This is a genomic window from Microbacterium sp. STRO-2N (assembly GCF_057747775.1).
In genome coordinates this window covers 1,975,120-1,991,679 of sequence record NZ_CM173223.1, presented here as the reverse complement: position 1 = coordinate 1,991,679, position 16,560 = coordinate 1,975,120, and the positions used below count along the sequence as shown (strand labels likewise).

The following is a 16,560-nucleotide window of genomic DNA, read 5'->3' as shown; positions in this document are numbered from 1 at the left end:
GCCGGCGCGTCCCTCCGCGTTCCGCGGAGGCGCGATCGTGGGTTCACCGCCGGCGTCCTCGGGCACGGGACGCCGGCGGGACCGGGGACGGTCCTCGGTCATGCAACGAGAGGATGCGACATGAGCGACACCATCACGATCACCGGGAACGTGGCGACGCCGCCGGAGTTCAAGCGGACGCCGGCCGGAATCGCGATCACCACGTTCCGCGTGGCGAGCACGCAGCGCCGCTACGACCGGGCAACCGGCGCGTGGACCGACGCCAGCACCAACTGGTACACGGTGTCGGCGTTCCGGGGTCTCGCGGACCACGCCTTCCACTCGCTGAGCAAGGGAGACCGCGTCATCCTGACCGGCCGTCTGCGCCTGCGGGAGTGGGACAACGGCACCAGGCGGGGCATCTCGGTCGAGATCGACGCCGAAGCCCTCGGGCACGACCTGCTGTGGGGCACGACGACGTTCGAGAGGGACGAGAGGACGTCGCGCGCCGACGCGGACTCCTCGTGGTCGCCGTCCGCGGCGGACGACGCATGGGCCGCGCCCGGCGTGGAGAGCGCCGAAGCAGCGCCGACGGCGGCCGAGGGCGATGCTCCGCAGCTCGCGCTCGTCGGCGCGGACGGCCCCGCGTCGGGGCAGCCGGGGGATGCGGACACGCCCTTCTGAGGGGCGACGGCGATCTTCCGGGATCCGCGCCCTAGACTCTCCCCGTGCCCCCACCTTCGGCTCCTCGCTCGCGCCCGCGCACGCTCGCCGTAGCAGCGCTGGCCGTGGTCCTGGGGTTCGCTCTCGCGGGCTGCACGCCGCCGCCCGAGGTCGATCCGACGGGCACCCCGAGCGGATCGGCGTCCGAGTCGAGCGAGCCGAACGGCCCCACCGGAGACCCGACGAGCGACGTCTCACCCGAGCCGACGCTGGTGCCCGAGGGCACGGCGGCAGACAACCTGCCGCTGTTCGCCGCCGTCACCGCTGCGGTCTGGGCGTCCGACGATCGAGCGGCGGGACGGGCGTACGTCGATGCGTTGACCGCTGCGGGGTTCGACAAGGCGGCGATGCAGGTCACGCACGACCGCTCGACCGTGGGGAACCCGGCCGAGAGCATCCAGTTCTCGGTGCGATGGGGCGAGGAGTGCCTCGTCGGCCAGGTCGGTCCGGCGACGGGGGATCCGGTTGCCGTCGTGGTTCCCGTCCTGGCAGAGGGCACCTGCCTCGTGGGAGCGACGCGCCCGATCGACTGGTGACGCGCTGGCGGCGGGCGGCCGCGCCGATCCGATGCCCGGACAAGCCCGCACCGGCGGCCGGTAGGCTGGGACGCTGACCTCTGTAGTCCCAAGGAGAACTGACACCCGCATGGCTGAGTACATCTACCAGATGGTCCGAGCGCGCAAGGCGGTCGGCGAGAAGCTGATCCTCGACGACGTCACGATGGCATTCCAGCCGGGTGCGAAGATCGGCATGGTCGGCCCCAACGGTGCCGGCAAGTCGACGATCCTCAAGATCATGGCGGGCCTCGACCACCCGTCGAACGGCGAGGCGAAGCTCAGCCCCGGATTCTCCGTCGGCATCCTGATGCAGGAGCCCGTGCTCGACGAGTCGAAGACCGTGCTGGAGAACATCCAGGACGGCATCGCGATCAAGGCGAAGGTCGACCGCTTCAACGAGATCTCCGGCCTCATGGCCGATCCCGACGCCGACTTCGACGCTCTGCTGGCCGAGATGGGCGTGCTGCAGGAGGAGATCGACGCCGCAGACGCCTGGGACCTCGACTCGCAGCTCGAGCAGGCGATGGATGCCCTGCGCACTCCGCCCGGCGATGCGCAGATCGGCCCGCTCTCTGGCGGTGAGAAGCGCCGCGTCGCGCTGACGAAGCTGCTGCTGCAGAAGCCGGACCTGCTCCTGCTCGACGAGCCCACGAACCACCTCGACGCCGAGAGCGTGCTCTGGCTCGAGCAGCACCTGCAGAAGTACTCCGGCGCCGTCATCGCGATCACGCACGACCGGTACTTCCTCGACAACGTCGCGGAATGGATCGCCGAGGTCGACCGTGGCCGGCTGATCGGCTACGAGGGGAACTACTCGACGTATCTCGAGAAGAAGGCCGAGCGTCTCGCGATCCAGGGCAAGAAGGACGCGAAGCTCGCCAAGCGCCTCGCCGAGGAGCTCGACTGGGTCCGCTCGAACGCCAAGGGGCGCCAGGCGAAGTCCAAGGCGCGCCTCGCGCGGTACGAGGAGATGGCTGCCGAGGCCGAGCGCACCCGCAAGCTCGACTTCGAAGAGATCCAGATCCCGCCGGGGCCGCGCCTGGGCAGCGTCGTGATCGAGGCCAAGAAGCTGCAGAAGGGCTTCGACGGCCGCTCGCTCATCGACGGGCTGACGTTCAGCCTGCCGCCGAACGGAATCGTCGGCGTCATCGGCCCCAACGGTGTGGGAAAGACCACGCTGTTCAAGACGATCGTCGGCCTCGAGCCGCTCGACGGCGGTGAGCTGAAGATCGGCGAGACCGTGAAGATCAGCTACGTGGACCAGTCGCGCGCGAACATCGACCCGAACAAGACGCTGTGGGAGGTGGTGTCCGACGGCCTCGACATCATCACCGTCGGCAAGACCGAGATCCCCTCGCGCGCGTACGTGTCGAAGTTCGGCTTCAAGGGCCCGGACCAGCAGAAGAAGGCGGGCGTCCTCTCGGGCGGTGAGCGCAACCGCCTGAACCTCGCGCTGACGCTGAAGGAGGGCGGCAACCTGCTGCTCCTCGACGAGCCCACCAACGACCTCGACGTCGAGACCCTCCAGTCGCTTGAGAACGCACTGCTCGAGTTCCCGGGATGCGCCGTCGTGATCACGCACGACCGGTGGTTCCTCGACCGCATCGCGACGCACATCCTGGCCTACGAAGGCACCGAGGAGGACCCCGACAAGTGGTACTGGTTCGAGGGCAACTTCGAGGCGTACGAGGCGAACAAGATCGAGCGTCTCGGACCGGATGCCGCACGCCCGCACCGCACCGCGTACCGCAAGCTCACGCGTGACTGAGATCGACGAGGCGACGGCCGCGCCGGAAGGGCGCGGCCGTCGCCTCCACATCCCGGTGCATCTCCGCTGGGGAGATCTCGACGCGTTCAACCACGTCAACAACACGTCGATGCTCAAGCTGCTCGAAGAGGCGCGCGTCCGGGCCTTCTGGGAGCCCGACCCCGGAGAACCCGCGCCCGACACCGCCGTGCTCGATTCGAGCATCTACAGCGGCGTGCTGACGCTCATCGCCCGCCAGGAGATCGAGTACTTCGCTCCGGTGCCGTACGGGCGGCATCCCCTCGATGTGCAGATGTGGTTCGGCAAGCTCGGTGGCTCGAGCATCGAGGTCTGCTACGAGGTGTACAGCCCGGCGGAGGCCGCGTCACCGACGCAGACGCTCTACGCCCGCGCGACGACGGTCGTCGTGAAAGTGGATGCCGCGACGGGCCGCCCGATGCGACTGACCGCCGAAGAGCGCGCCGCCTGGACGCCGTACCTCGGCGAACCCCTCGTCTACGCGCATCGGCGCTGAAGCTCGTCAGCCAGTCGGTGCCGAGGCATCCGGCACCCGCACCATGATCTCCTGCGCGACGGTCGCCATCAGCGCACCATCGGACGAGTACACCCGCCCGGTCGCGAGTCCCCGGCCGCCGCGCGCGCTCGGCGACTCCTGCACGTAGAGTATCCACTCGTCGACGCGGCCGAAGCGATGCCACCACATCGCGTGGTCGAGACTCGCCACCTTGAGTCCGGGCGTCGCCCACGAGACCCCGTGGGCCCGCAGGATGGACTCCTGGATCGTGAGGTCGCTGAGGTACGCGAGTGCCGCGCGATGCGTGCCCGGGTCGTCGGGGATGGCGCGCCGCACCCGCATCCAGACCGCCTGCCGAGGCTCGCGGGCTCCCTCGACCGCCGTGTAGATCGGCGACGGGACGTGGCGCACGTCGACGGGACGGTCGGTGAAGAACCGCTTCGACATCGGGTGGACCCCGCTCAGGTGCGACTCCACATCGGGAAGCTCGTCGGGGCCCGGCAGCCCCTCGGGCATCGGCTCCTGATGATCCACCCCCGGATCCTCGTCCTGGAACGACGCGATCATCGAGAAGATCGGCACACCCTCCTGGAAGGCCTGTGTGCGGCGCGTCGAGAAGGAGCGGCCGTCGTGGATGCGGTCGACCGCGAACGTGATGCCCTTCGTCGAATCACCGGGACGCAGGAAGTACCCGTGCATCGAGTGCACGATGCGATCATCCGGGAGGGTGCGTTCGGCGGCGACGATGGACTGCGCCAGCACCTGCCCGCCGTACACCCGGCCGAGGGGCATCGAGTGTGACACCCCGGTGAAGATGTCCTCTGTCGTGCGTGCATCCGAGCCGCTCAGATCGAGCACCGAGAGCATCGAGGCGACCGGATCTTGCTCGAGGGTCGGCTCGGCGTCTTCCACGGGTGCTCCTCTCCGGGGCGGCGACCGCCCGTTGCTCCGCTTGGTAGCTTAGGGGCGATGTCCCCGCGCCTCCTGCTCGCCGATCCCGCCACCGCCGCCGACGCGCTCACCTTCGCCGGTCGCGCAGCCCGTTTCACCGACGAGGGGATCCGGCTGCAGGCATCGGGCGGCGTGCTGGCGATGACCGCGGCGCCTCTTGCGCCGCGCGGGCTGGGCGACTCGACGCCGACGGTGCTCGCGATGCGCACGCTCGCCGCCGATCCCGAGCTCGTGTGCGACCTCGTGGTCGAGGCATCCGCCCTCTCCGCCGCACCCGATGACGCGGCAGCGCTCCTGCTGCCCGAGACGGCGCTGTCGCCCTCATGGGCGGGGATCACGCCGCCCCGTTCGGGATGGACGCAGCGCGACGATGTCGAGGCGTCGGCCCTTGCGGCCAAGGCGCAAGGCGGGATCGTCCGCGTTGCCGACGCCGTGCCGACCGATGCCGGCGAAGATGCGGTCCGCGCGGTGCGCGCCGCCGTGTGGGGAGCACCCGACGACGAGCTCGGCGGCCTTCCGCTCGGGGCCGCGTTCGCGGCGCTCAGCATGGGGTTCATCAGCGGCGGCGAGTCCGCTCGCGTGTTCGTCAGCGGCCCGTGGACCCGGGTCAGCCTGCAGCGCGGCCACGTCCTCGTGCGTGGGCCCGTGGCGGTCGGCCTCACCGCCGTGCGTCGTACAGGCTCCGCGGGGCGCTGAACCGCGCGTTCACACCGCGGCAGCGGCCGCGCGCCCCGCCGCGCGTGCTGAGGGCCGAGGATCACACCGCGGCAAGGGCCGCGCCCCGCCGCGCGTGCTGAGGGCTCGAGGATCACACCGCAGCAGCGGCCGCGCGGCCCGCCGCGCGTCCGGAAAACAAGCATCCCCCGACGAATGTCCCCTCCAGTGCGCGGTACCCGTGCACGCCGCCGCCGCCGAAGCCGCTGGCCTCGCCGGCCGCGTACAGACCGGGCACCGGCTCGCCCGACGCGCCCAGGGCGCGAGCCGAGAGGTCGGTCTCGATTCCGCCGAGCGACTTTCGGGTCAGCACGTGCAGCTTCACGGCGATGAGCGGCCCCGCGGCGGGGTCGAGGATGCGGTGCGGGGTCGCCGTGCGGATCAGCTTGTCACCGCGGAAGGCCCTCGCCGAGCGCAGCATCGCGATCTGCGCATCCTTGGTGAAGTCGTTGTCCATCTCGCGATCGCGGGCCTCGATCTCGAATCGCACCCGCTCGGCGTCGAGCGCCTCCCCGCCAGGGAGCGCCTGCATGCCGGCGATCAGGTCGTCGAGGTCGTCGCGGACGACGAAGTCGGCGCCCCGGTCCATGAACGCCTGCACCGGGCCGGCGGCGCCCTTCCCGAGGCGCGACTTCGCGAGCAGGCGCACGTCCTTGCCGGTGAGGTCGGGGTTCTGCTCGCTGCCCGAGAGGGTGAACTCCTTCTCGATGATCTTCTGCGACAGCACGAACCACGAGTGGTCGTGTCCCGTCGCGCGCAGGTGCGCGAGCGTGCCGAGCGTGTCGAAACCGGGGAACAGCGGCACCGGCAGCCGCGTGCCCGTCGCGTCGAGCCACACCGACGAGGGACCGGGGAGGATCCGGATGCCATGATTCGGCCACACCGGATCCCAGTTCTGAATGCCTTCGACGTAGTGCCACATGCGATCGCCGTTGATGAGCCGCGCACCGGCGGCCTCGCTCACCTTCTGCATCGAACCGTCGACGTAGGCGGGCACGCCGGCGACCATCGACGCGGGAGCCGAACCCAAGCGCTCGGGCCACCACTGCCGCACCATGTCGTGGTTCCCGCCGATGCCGCCGGAGGCGACGATGGTGGCGCCGGCCGTGATGGCGAAAGTGTCGACGACCTCACGCGAGGATGCCAGCCCGCGTGCCGCGCCCGACGGCGCGAGGATGTCGCCCTCGGCGCCGGTCACCACGCCGTCCGTCATCGTCAGGGCCGTGACGCGGTGGCGAGGGAGGATCATGACGCGGCCCGCCGCTTCGCCCGTCTCCACCGCAGCCTGGAACGGTGCGACAAGGCCCGGCCCGGTTCCCCAGGTGATGTGGAACCGGGGCACCGAGTTGCCGGGACCGGTGGCGGTGTAGCCGCCGCGCTCGGCCCACCCGACGATCGGGAAGAACTTGACCCCCTTCTGCCGCAGCCAGGAGCGCTTCTCGCCGTGCGCGAACTGCAGGTAGGCCTCGGCCCACCGACGCGGCCACAGGTCGTCGTCACGGTCGAATCCGGCGTTGCCGAACCAGTCCTGCCGTGCCAGCTCGAGCGAGTCGCGCACGCCCAGCCGTCGCTGTTCGGGCGAGTCGATGAAGAACAGGCCGCCGAACGACCACCACGCCTGTCCGCCGAGGTTCGACCGGGGCTCCTGATCGATGATCGTGACGCGCCTGCCTGCGGCGATCGCCTCGCTCGCCGCGACGAGGCCGGCGAGGCCCCAGCCGATGACGAGGACGTCGGTGGTGTGAGCGGCGGGGGGCATGTCGACTCCTTCGTCGGCGGTGCGGGGCAGGCGGGGTTCGAGCTCAGCGGGGCTGTTCGGTTTCGGGTGGCGGTGCCGCGGTGACGGGCAGCGACGATCGAGGTGCGCCGGACTGCGGGGAGCCGGCGGTGGCGTCGCGTCCGGCCGCGGCGGGGCCGATGCCGCTCGGCTCGAACGTGTTCACCATGGCGAACGCCGCCCGCTGGAGATAGTCCCACAGCGTCGCCTCGTGCAGCGGGGGAAGGCCGAGTTCGTCGACGGCGGCGCGCATGTGCGCGAGCCAGCGGTCGCGCGCATCGGGGTTCACGTGGAAGGCCGCGTGACGCATGCGCAGGCGCGGGTGACCGCGCCCCTGGCTGTATGTCGTGGGTCCGCCCCAGTACTGGGCGAGGAAGAGCGTGAGCCGCTCCTTCGCGGGCCCGAGGTCCTCCTCCGGATACATGGGCCGCAGCACCTCGTCGTCGGCGACGCCGCGATAGAAGGCGTCGACGAGTCGCTCGAAGGTCGCGTGTCCGCCGACCTCCTCGTAGAAGCTCATCGGCGCGGCGTCGGATTGCGGGGCGCTGCCGGAAGGCGTGGGCATGTCGCTCATGAGGTGCTCTCAGGGGTCGATCCGGAGGCGGTGTCGCCGCCGGGCGACGGCGACTTCTTGCCCGGGCGCTTGGGCTTCCAGACGGGGCGCTCGGCGACAGGCGCAACCGGGTTCGGCTTGGTCTTGGGCGGGTTCGCCCCGCGGACCCGCAGAGCGCCCTCGATGCCGGTCGGCATGACGGCGGAGAGGGCGGGGAGCGTGATGCCCATCTCGTCGATGGTGCGCTTGAGGCGCATGCGCAGCTCGCGCGCGACATCGTCCTTCGCGTTCGCGCGGGTCTTCATGACCAGGCGGATGACGAGCGCGTCGCCCGAGATGGACTCCAGCCCCCAGACCTCGGGCTGCTCGAGGATTCGCGTGCGCCACTTGGGGTCCTTGGCCAGCGCCTTCGCGGTGTCGAGCATCGCCCGCTCGACCTCGTCGATGTCGGAGTCGACGGCCACCGAGAGGTCGATGATGACACGCGACCATCCCTGCGAGAGGTTGCCGATGCGCGTGATCTCGCCGTTGCGCACGTACCAGAGCGTGCCGTTGACATCGCGCACGTGCGTGACGCGGACGCTGACGTACTCGACGATGCCGGTCGCGAGGCCGAGGTCGACGACGTCGCCGATGCCGACCTGATCCTCGGCGACGATGAAGATGCCGTTCAGCACGTCCTTGACGATGTTCTGGGCACCGAAGCCAAGGCCTGCGCCGACGGCGGCGGTCAGCAGAGTGAGCGAGCCCAGCGCCGTCGGGGCGATGACGTTGATGATGAGCAGGATCGCGATGACGACGATCGTCACGTTGACGACGTTGTGCAGGATCGAGCCCAGCGTGCGCGTGCGCTGCACGAGCCGCACCGAGGCGAGGGGCGATCGCTCCAGGGCCTGCGTGTCGTCGACCTTGGCCTTCGACTTCGCGCCGCTGACGATCCGGTTGACGACGCGACGGATGACGAACTTCAGGATCCACGCCAGCACCACGGCGCCGACGATGATCCCGACGATCGCCGCGAGATCCCAGCCTGCCTCGACGAAGAACTGTCCGACTCCGGCCCAGAACTCGCCGCTCGTGACGTCGACGGGTTCGTCGGGGGGAATGGTGTCGAGGGGGACGCTGATCATCGTCACGATCCTAATGACGGGTGCCTCGGCGCCGCCTGAGTGCGGCGCCGAGACATCCGTGCGGTCCTACTGCGCGTCGCGGTCCTGGACGGCGAGCGCGCGCTCGACGCCGGCGAGGTTCTCGGCGACGAGCCGGCGCAGCGCCGGGGCTGCGTCGGCGTTCGCCTCGAGCCACGCGCGCGTGGCGACGCGGAGCGCGACGTCGGCGAGCGGCGCCGGGTAGAGGCCGACGATGAGGTACTGCGCGATCTGGTACGTGCGCGACTCCCATAGCGGCAACAGCGCGTCGAAGTAGCGGGGCACATAGTCGCCGAGCAGGTCGCGGCTCGCCGGGTGCACGAACCCGGCCGCGGCGGAGCGCACGATCGTGTTCGGCAGGTCGTCGCTGTCGACGAGCGAAGCCCACGCGGCGGCCTTGGCCTCGGCCGTCGGCAGTGCGGCCTTCGCCTGCGCGGCGAACTCGCCGCCCTTCGCGGTGTTGTCGGCGGCGAGCGCCGCGTCGATCTCGGCGGTGCCCACGACGCCGCCTGCAGCCAGCGATACCAGCAGCTGCCACGACAGATCGGTGTCGATCTCCAGGCCCTCGAAGGTCGCCTCCCCGTCGCGGACTTGGCGGACCTTCTCCCACTGTGACGAGGTGGAGGCCGCCGAGGCGAACGCCGTCACGAACTGCAGCTGGCTGTCGCTGCCGGCCTCGGCGGAGCCGGCGAGCTGCCACAGCGCGTCGGCGACCTTCTCGCGCGTCGCGTCGCGCTTCTCGGGAGCGACGTACGAGTTCGCGGCCAGCTGCAGCTGGGCAAGGGTGGTGCGTACCGTGGTCGACTCGGACTCGGCGCCGATGTTGCGCAGCACGAGGTCGACGTAGTCGGACGCCGAGGCCTCGGCGTCGCGCGTCTGGTCCCACGCGGCGCCCCACACGAGCGAGCGGGCGAGCGGGTCGCTGATCTTGCCGAGGTGGTCGATCGCGGTCTGCAGCGAACGGTCGTCGAGGCGGATCTTCGCGTACGCGAGGTCGTCGTCGTTGAGGAGCACGAGGGCGGGTCGCTTGCGGCCCTTGAGCTCGGGAACCTCGGTGAGGTCGCCGTCCACGTCGAGCTCGATATGGTGCACGCGCACGAGGGCGTCGCCCTCGAGCTCGTAGAAGCCGACGCCCAGACGGTGCGGGCGGATCGTCGGGTAATCGGCGGGAGCCGTCTGCACGATCGCGAAGCGCGTGATGGTCCCGTCGCTGTCCGTGACGATCTCGGGGGAGAGGGTGTTGACGCCCGCGGTCTCGAGCCACTTCTTCGACCACGTCGACAGCTCGCGTCCGCTCGTCGTCTCGAGCTCGGCGAGGAGGTCGCTCAGCTCGGTGTTCGACCACTCGTGCTTCTTGAAGTACGCCGCGACGCCGGCGAAGAAGGCCTCGACGCCCACCCACGCGGCGAGCTGCTTGAGCACCGAGCCGCCCTTGGCGTACGTGATGCCGTCGAAGTTGACCTGGACGTCTTCGAGGTCGTTGATCGTGGCGACGACCGGGTGGGTCGAGGGGAGCTGGTCCTGGCGGTACGCCCAGGTCTTCTCCATCGCGTTGAACGTGGTCCACGCCTCGGTCCACTCGGTGGCCTCGGCCGTGGCGATCGTCGACGCCCACTCGGCGAACGACTCGTTGAGCCACAGATCGTTCCACCACTTCATGGTCACGAGGTCGCCGAACCACATGTGCGCGAGCTCGTGCAGGATCGTGACGACGCGGCGCTCCTTGACGGCATCCGTCACCTTCGAGCGGAAGACGTAGGTCTCGGTGAAGGTGACCGCGCCGGCGTTCTCCATCGCGCCAGCGTTGAACTCGGGCACGAAGAGCTGGTCGTACTTCGCGAACGGATACGCGTAGTCGAACTTCTCCTCGAAGTACGCGAAGCCCTGGCGGGTCTTGTCGAAGATGTAGTCCGCGTCGAGGTGCTGCCAGAGGCTCTTGCGGCCGTAGACGCCCAGCGGGATGACGCGGCCGGACGAGCTCGTGAGCTCCGAGAAGGTGGCCTCGTACGGGCCGGCGATGAGCGCGGTGATGTACGACGAGATGCGCGGCGTCGGCTCGAAGCGCCATGTGGCGGAACCGTCGCCGTGCTTCTTCGGCTCGGGCGTGGGCGAGTTCGAGATCACCTTCCACGGCTCGGGAGCCGTCACCGTGAACTGGAACGTCGCCTTCAGGTCGGGCTGCTCGAAGACCGCGAACATGCGGCGCGAGTCGGGCACCTCGAACTGCGAGTAGAGGTAGACCTCGTCGTCGACGGGGTCGACGAAGCGATGAAGACCCTCGCCCGTGTTTGTGTACAGGCAGTCCGCGTCGACCACGAGCTCGTTCTCGGCGGCGAGCCCCTCGAGCGCGATGCGCGAGTCCGCGAAGACCGAGGCGGGATCGAGCGAGCGGCCGTTGAGGGTGATCTCGCGCACCTCCCGCGCGATGAGATCGATGAAGGTCGAGGCCCCCGGGGCGGCGGTGAAACGCACGACGGTGCGGGAGCCGAAGATCTCGGCGCCCTTCGTGAGGTCGAGCGCGACCTCGTAGGACTGCGTGTCGACGATGCCGCGGCGCTCCTGCGCCTCGATGCGGGTGAGGTTCTCTCCAGGCACTGCTGTGGCTCCCATGGGTGAGGATGACGGATGGTCTGGATGCGCCCACGTCGCGGACGCTCGATCCGGCGGCCGCCACAAGCGCTGCTGGCGCCGGTGACAACCGTCCCAGCCTATGCCAGCCGACCCCTTCGGGCCCGATCCTGTGGACGAACGCGACGGCGCGCGGTGTCAGGATGGAGGCGTGAGTTCTCCCGAGCAGCATGTGGTCCCGTTCGCGTCGGCGGCTGCGGCATCCGGCGACCCGTTCGTCGAGGAGCCGGTCGCGTACGACGCCCTCCTTCTCGCGGGCTTCGGAGGTCCCGAGGGGCAGGACGACGTCATCCCGTTCCTGCGCAACGTCACGCGTGGGCGCGGCATCCCCGATGAGCGTCTCGAAGAGGTCGCCCACCATTACCGGCACTTCGGCGGCGTGAGTCCGATCAACGCGCAGAATCGCGCGCTCAAGGCGGCGCTCGAGGCCGAGCTGGCGCGCCGTGGCATCGACCTGCCGGTGTACTGGGGCAACCGCAACTGGTCCCCGTACCTCGAGGACGCGGTGACGGATGCCGCGGCCGCCGGCGACACGAACCTCCTGGCCCTCGCGACGAGCGCCTACTCGTCGTTCTCCAGCTGCCGGCAGTATCGCGAGGACTTCGCTCGGGTGCTCACCGATACGGGGCTGGCGGGCACGGTCACGATCGACAAGGTGCGCCAGTTCTTCGACCACCCGGGGTTCGTGCAGCCGTTCGTCGACGGCGTCCGCGACGCGGTCGCGGGCTTTCTCGCCGAGGGAACGGTGCCGGAGGCGGTGCGCGTGCTCTTCTCGACGCACAGCATCCCCACCGCCGACGCGCAGCGCTCCGGTCCCCGTGAGGGCGACGACCTGCACAGGGAGTTCGGGGACGGCGGAGCGTACGCGGCACAGCACCTCGCCGTCGCCGAGGTCGTCATGGCGGCCGTCGCCGCCGAGGTGCCCGGGGCGGAGCGCGTGGCGTGGGACCTCGTCTACCAGTCGCGGTCGGGTCCGCCCAGCCAGCCCTGGCTCGAGCCCGACGTCAACGACGTCATCGCCGAGCTCCCCGCTGCGGGCGTGCAGGCGGTGGCGATCGTGCCACTCGGCTTCATGAGCGATCACATGGAAGTGCTGTGGGACCTCGATACGGAGGCGATGGATGCCGCCGCCGAGGCGGGACTGCGCGCCGTGCGCACACCGACCCCGGGCGTCGACCCGGCATTCGTCGCGGGCCTGGTCGACCTGGTCGAGGAGCGGCTGAACGGGACGCCCGCGGGGGAGCGCCCGCACGCCACCGGACTCGGGCCGTGGTTCGACGTGTGCCGTCCCGCCTGCTGCGAGAACGTGCGTGCGGGGTTCAAGCCCGCGGCCGCCGGCATCGCGCCCTGAGCGGTGCGCCACAGCAGTCCACTCTTCACGCGTCATCGCCCGCTCCCGCTTCCCTAGGATTGAGCCATGCGCATCCACATCGCGACCGATCACGCCGGCCTCGAGTTCTCGACGCAGCTGCAGCATCACCTGGCCGCCGCCGGTCACGAGGTCGTCGACCACGGTCCCCTCGAGTACGACCCGCTCGACGACTACCCGGCGTTCTGCATCCGCGCGGCGGAGGCCGTGGTGCGCGACCAGGAAGCCGGCATCGAGACGCTCGGCGTCGTGTTCGGCGGATCGGGCAACGGTGAGCAGATCGCCGCGAACAAGGTGCTGGGCGTCCGCGCCGCACTCGTGTGGAGCATTGCGACGGCCGAGCTCGCGCGCGAGCACAACGACGCGAACGTGATCGCGATCGGCGCGCGCCAGCACACCTTCGAAGAGGCCACCGCGTTCATCGACCGCTTCATCGAGACCCCGTTCTCGGGCGAGGAGCGCCACGCGCGACGCATCGCGCAGCTCGCCGCGTACGAGCAGGACGGCACGCTCCAGCCGGACCCTCGCGCGACCGGTGCGGGCGAGCCCGACGTGCTCGCCGCCGACGACAGCTCGTTCGACCCCGAAGCCGGCTGAGCGTGCCCGAGGGCCACTCCGTCCACCGGATCGCGCGCCAGTTCGACCGCAACTTCGTCGGCCGGTCCGTGACGGCCTCGAGCCCCCAGGGGCGCTTCGCCGAGGGCGCCGCGGTGCTCAGCGGCCGCACGGCGTCCGCGGTGCGCGCGGTCGGCAAGCAGATGTTCCTCGAGTTCGACGATGACCTCTGGCTGCGCATCCATCTCGGCATGTACGGAGCCTGGGACTTCGCGGGCGAGATCCTCGTCGACCCGACGATCGCGTCGGCGAACGGACGCATGGGGCAGACGAACCAGCGCGGCACCGAGCTCGGTGAGCCGATACTCGATGGGGCGGGCGAGAACTCGCTCACCTCGATCGGAGCGCCTCGCCGTACACGCGTGCACGTGCGCATGTCGGAGCAGACGACGGGCCTTGCCGACGAGGGCGACGAGTGGCCGCCGCCGGTCGTCGGACAGGTGCGCCTGCGGCTGATGACGGAGGCGACGTGCGCCGACCTCCGAGGTCCGACGGCGTGCGAGCTGCAGACGCCGGACGAGGTCGCCGCGACGATCGCGAAGCTCGGTCCGGATCCGCTCGTCGACGACGTCGCCGAGGGGGAGGAGCGCTTCACCGCTGTCGTCCGGCGCAAGCCGACGCCGATCGGGCTGCTCCTGATGGATCAGAACGTGGTGAGCGGCATCGGCAACGTCTATCGTGCCGAACTGCTCTACCGGGCGCGGCAGAACCCCCACACCCCGGGTCGTGAGGTGCCGGAGGACGTCGTGCGCGGCCTCTGGCGCGACTGGGTGCGGCTGCTCGCGATCGGCGTCGAGACCGGGCAGATGATGACGATGGACGACCTCGACCCCGAGGCGTACCGCAAGGCGATGGCGAGCCGAGACGATCGCCACTGGGTCTACCACCGGGCCGGCCTGCCATGCCGCGTGTGCGGCACCGCGATCGTGGTCGAGGAAGCCGCCGGCCGGAAGCTGTACTGGTGCCCGAGCTGCCAGGCCTGACGTGTTCCCGGGCGCCGAAACTTCACGAATGTCATCGAATCCGCTCGATTCAGTGACAATCGTGAAGTCTCGGCGAGGCTGCGGGGGCCGGCGCATGCAGGGGTCCTCCTAGGCTGGACGCATGCGTCAGAATCCGAGCTTCGCGATGACCGACGTCGGAGAGATCCGCCGGCTCATCGAGCAGAACCCGTGGGTCACGATCGTGAGCTCCACCGACGAGGGGCTCGTCGCGTCGCACTACGCCGTGCTGCTGGACGCCGATCGCGACGACCTCACGATCGTCGGCCACGTCGGCAAGCCCGACGACCTGATCCACGGGCTCGGCGAGCGCGAGCTGCTCGTGGTCGTGCAGGGGCCGCACGGGTACATCTCGCCCGGCTGGTACGGCGACACCGCGAGCGTGCCGACCTGGAACTTCGTGTCCGCCCATCTCTCCGGCATCCCCGAGATCCTCGCTCCCGAGGAGAACCTCCGGGTGCTCGAGCGGCTCGTCGAGCGGTTCGAGAGCGGGATGCCGCAGCCGCGACTGATGTGGGAGCCGCCGAACGATCCCGACTTCGTCCGACGCCTCGAGCGGGGGACTGCGGGGTTCCGACTCACGCCGACCAGGGTCGTGGCCAAGCGCAAGCTGAGCCAGAACCGCCCCGACGAGGTCGTCGAGACCGTGATCGCCGAGCTCGAGGCGGGAGGCGGTCCCTACGCCGACCCGCGACTGGCCGGTGAGATGCGACGCGACTTCGACAACCGCCGGGCGGCACGGTGAGGCTCGCGCGCGGCGACGAGCCTTCGGTCATCGCCGATGCACGACTCACCGGATCGGAGCGCACCGATCCGTTCGGCGCCGAGCCCGTCGACATCCACCTCGCCGATGGCATCGTGACCGACATCGCCCCGGCGGGCGCGCTGCCGCGACGCGGCGCCGTGCTCGATGCCGGCGGCGGGTGGGTGATCCCCGGCCTGTGGGACCACCACGTGCACGTCGTGCAGTGGGCGCTCGCGGCGCAGCGCGAGCCGCTCGGGGCCGCCACGTCCGCGGCGCACGCGGCGGCGATCATGGCGGACGCCGCGATGCTGCCCGACGGCCGACGGGTGGGCACGGGCTTCCGCGACGCGCTCTGGCCGGACGATCCGACCCTGGAGGTGCTCGACGCCGCCACCCGCGGCATCCCGACGTATCTGATCAACGCCGATGTGCACAGCGTGTGGCTCAACTCGGCGGCGCTGCGACGCGAGGGATTCGAACCGGATGGCGTCGGCATACTCCGCGAAGAGCCCGCGTTCGAGATCTCACGCCGCCTCAACGCGGTCGATCCGGCGACGGCTGACCCGCTCGTCGCGCGCATGGCCCAGGAGGCGGCCGCACGCGGCGTCGTGGGCCTCGTCGATCTCGACATGGCGTGGAACGAGGACGCGTGGATGCGACGCCTCGCCGCGGGGTTCGATGCGCTGCGCGTGTCGTTCGGGATCTACCCCGAATTCCTCGACCGCGCGATCGCGGAGGGGCTGCAGACGGGGGACCGCGCGCGAGGATCCGATTCCGATCTCGTCCGCGTCGGACCGCTCAAGGTCATCACCGACGGCTCGCTGGGGACTCGGACGGCCGCGTGCTCGCACCCGTACTCCGGCGACACGCACAACCATGGTCTGATCACGGTGGATCTGGCGAACCTGGTGGACCTGATGACGCGCGCGACCGGCGCGGGCATCGCGTCGGCGATCCACGCCATCGGCGACGTGGCGAACTCTCATGCGCTGGACGCCTTCGCTGCGACGGGCGCCTGGGGCACGATCGAGCACGCGCAGCTGGTCGCGCATGCCGACATCCCGCGCTTCGCACGGCTGGGCGTCGGCGCGAGCGTGCAGCCCGAGCACGCGATCGACGACCGCGACCTCACCGACAGCATCTGGCGCGACCAGACCGCGCAGCCGTACCCGCTGCGGGCGCTGGCCGACTCCGGCGCCGCGCTCTTCTTCGGCTCCGACGCGCCGGTGTCGCCACTCGACCCGTGGGCGGCGATGGCCTCCGCCGTCTTCCGCACCCGCGACGGACGCGAGCCGTGGCAGCCGCACGAACGTGTCGAAGCCGCGACCGCTCTCGCCGCCTCGACGCGAGGCGGCACGGCGGCTCCCGCGCGCACCGAGCCGGGTGACATCGCCGACCTCGCCGTGTGCGAGCACGACCCGCTCGCGGCCGATGCCGCGCAGCTTCGAGCGATGCGCGTCTCTGCCACGCTGCTCGGCGGCCGCCTGACTCACGTCGTGTAGACCCTCCCGCCGACGG

At 70.5% G+C, this 16,560-nt stretch carries 15 protein-coding genes; 10 read left to right on the top strand and 5 right to left on the bottom strand.

Annotation, left to right across the window (positions count from 1 at the left end; genetic code table 11):
• The first annotated feature begins 120 nt into the window (after positions 1-120).
• The 4 genes from AC3ANN_RS09280 (at position 121) to AC3ANN_RS09265 (ending at position 3,541) form a co-directional block, all read left to right on the top strand.
• Positions 121-663: a single-stranded DNA-binding protein gene (locus tag AC3ANN_RS09280; RefSeq protein WP_488340683.1), complete on the top strand. Its 543-nt coding sequence runs from the start codon at positions 121-123 to the stop codon at positions 661-663.
• A gap of 44 nt (positions 664-707) precedes the next feature.
• The gene (locus AC3ANN_RS09275) at positions 708-1,238 is read left to right on the top strand and encodes a DUF6993 domain-containing protein (RefSeq protein WP_488340682.1); all 531 of its coding nucleotides are present in this window, start codon (positions 708-710) and stop codon (positions 1,236-1,238) included.
• A gap of 109 nt (positions 1,239-1,347) precedes the next feature.
• Positions 1,348-3,027: an energy-dependent translational throttle protein EttA gene (gene ettA / locus AC3ANN_RS09270; protein ID WP_488340681.1), complete on the top strand. Its 1,680-nt coding sequence runs from the start codon at positions 1,348-1,350 to the stop codon at positions 3,025-3,027.
• On the top strand, positions 3,020-3,541 hold the full coding sequence (locus tag AC3ANN_RS09265) for an acyl-CoA thioesterase (RefSeq protein ID WP_488340680.1): 522 nt from the start codon (positions 3,020-3,022) through the stop codon (positions 3,539-3,541). Before ettA ends, AC3ANN_RS09265 begins: the two co-directional genes overlap by 8 nt.
• Before the next feature lie 6 nt (positions 3,542-3,547).
• Here the strand turns inward: AC3ANN_RS09265 and AC3ANN_RS09260 are convergent, their stop codons facing one another.
• A complete protein-coding gene (locus AC3ANN_RS09260) occupies positions 3,548-4,408 on the bottom strand; it encodes an acyl-CoA thioesterase (protein ID WP_488340809.1) in 861 nt (286 codons plus the stop codon).
• 102 nt (positions 4,409-4,510) lie between these two features.
• Between AC3ANN_RS09260 and AC3ANN_RS09255 the strand changes: the two genes are divergently transcribed.
• On the top strand, positions 4,511-5,188 hold the full coding sequence (locus AC3ANN_RS09255) for a DUF8185 domain-containing protein (protein ID WP_488340679.1): 678 nt from the start codon (positions 4,511-4,513) through the stop codon (positions 5,186-5,188).
• A gap of 112 nt (positions 5,189-5,300) precedes the next feature.
• Here the strand turns inward: AC3ANN_RS09255 and AC3ANN_RS09250 are convergent, their stop codons facing one another.
• From AC3ANN_RS09250 to pepN, 4 genes are all read right to left on the bottom strand, one after another.
• Positions 5,301-6,965, bottom strand: coding sequence for an FAD-binding dehydrogenase (locus tag AC3ANN_RS09250; RefSeq protein WP_488340678.1), 1,665 nt, complete (start codon positions 6,963-6,965; stop codon positions 5,301-5,303).
• Between the two features lie 43 nt (positions 6,966-7,008).
• Positions 7,009-7,503 (bottom strand): globin, encoded by a 495-nt coding sequence (locus tag AC3ANN_RS09245; protein WP_488340808.1) that lies wholly within the window; start codon positions 7,501-7,503, stop codon positions 7,009-7,011.
• Between the two features lie 50 nt (positions 7,504-7,553).
• Positions 7,554-8,666, bottom strand: a complete 1,113-nt coding sequence (locus AC3ANN_RS09240) for a mechanosensitive ion channel family protein (RefSeq protein WP_488340677.1) — start codon at positions 8,664-8,666, stop codon at positions 7,554-7,556.
• A 66-nt stretch (positions 8,667-8,732) separates the two neighbouring features.
• Complete coding sequence (gene pepN, locus AC3ANN_RS09235) at positions 8,733-11,279, bottom strand: aminopeptidase N (protein ID WP_488340807.1); 2,547 nt, start codon at positions 11,277-11,279, stop codon at positions 8,733-8,735.
• Positions 11,280-11,463: 184 nt separating this feature from the next.
• Here pepN and AC3ANN_RS09230 point away from each other — a divergent pair, with 184 nt between their 5' ends.
• From AC3ANN_RS09230 to AC3ANN_RS09210, 5 genes are all read left to right on the top strand, one after another.
• Complete coding sequence (locus tag AC3ANN_RS09230; protein ID WP_488340676.1) at positions 11,464-12,663, top strand: ferrochelatase; 1,200 nt, start codon at positions 11,464-11,466, stop codon at positions 12,661-12,663.
• A 66-nt stretch (positions 12,664-12,729) separates the two neighbouring features.
• The gene (locus AC3ANN_RS09225; RefSeq protein ID WP_488340675.1) at positions 12,730-13,278 is read left to right on the top strand and encodes a ribose-5-phosphate isomerase; all 549 of its coding nucleotides are present in this window, start codon (positions 12,730-12,732) and stop codon (positions 13,276-13,278) included.
• Between the two features lie 2 nt (positions 13,279-13,280).
• Positions 13,281-14,279 (top strand): Fpg/Nei family DNA glycosylase, encoded by a 999-nt coding sequence (locus tag AC3ANN_RS09220; protein WP_488340674.1) that lies wholly within the window; start codon positions 13,281-13,283, stop codon positions 14,277-14,279.
• A 121-nt stretch (positions 14,280-14,400) separates the two neighbouring features.
• Positions 14,401-15,042, top strand: coding sequence for an FMN-binding negative transcriptional regulator (locus AC3ANN_RS09215; protein ID WP_488340673.1), 642 nt, complete (start codon positions 14,401-14,403; stop codon positions 15,040-15,042).
• Positions 15,039-16,544 (top strand): amidohydrolase, encoded by a 1,506-nt coding sequence (locus AC3ANN_RS09210; RefSeq protein WP_488340672.1) that lies wholly within the window; start codon positions 15,039-15,041, stop codon positions 16,542-16,544. The genes AC3ANN_RS09215 and AC3ANN_RS09210 overlap by 4 nt, the downstream gene beginning before the upstream one ends.
• Positions 16,545-16,560 lie beyond the last annotated feature (16 nt).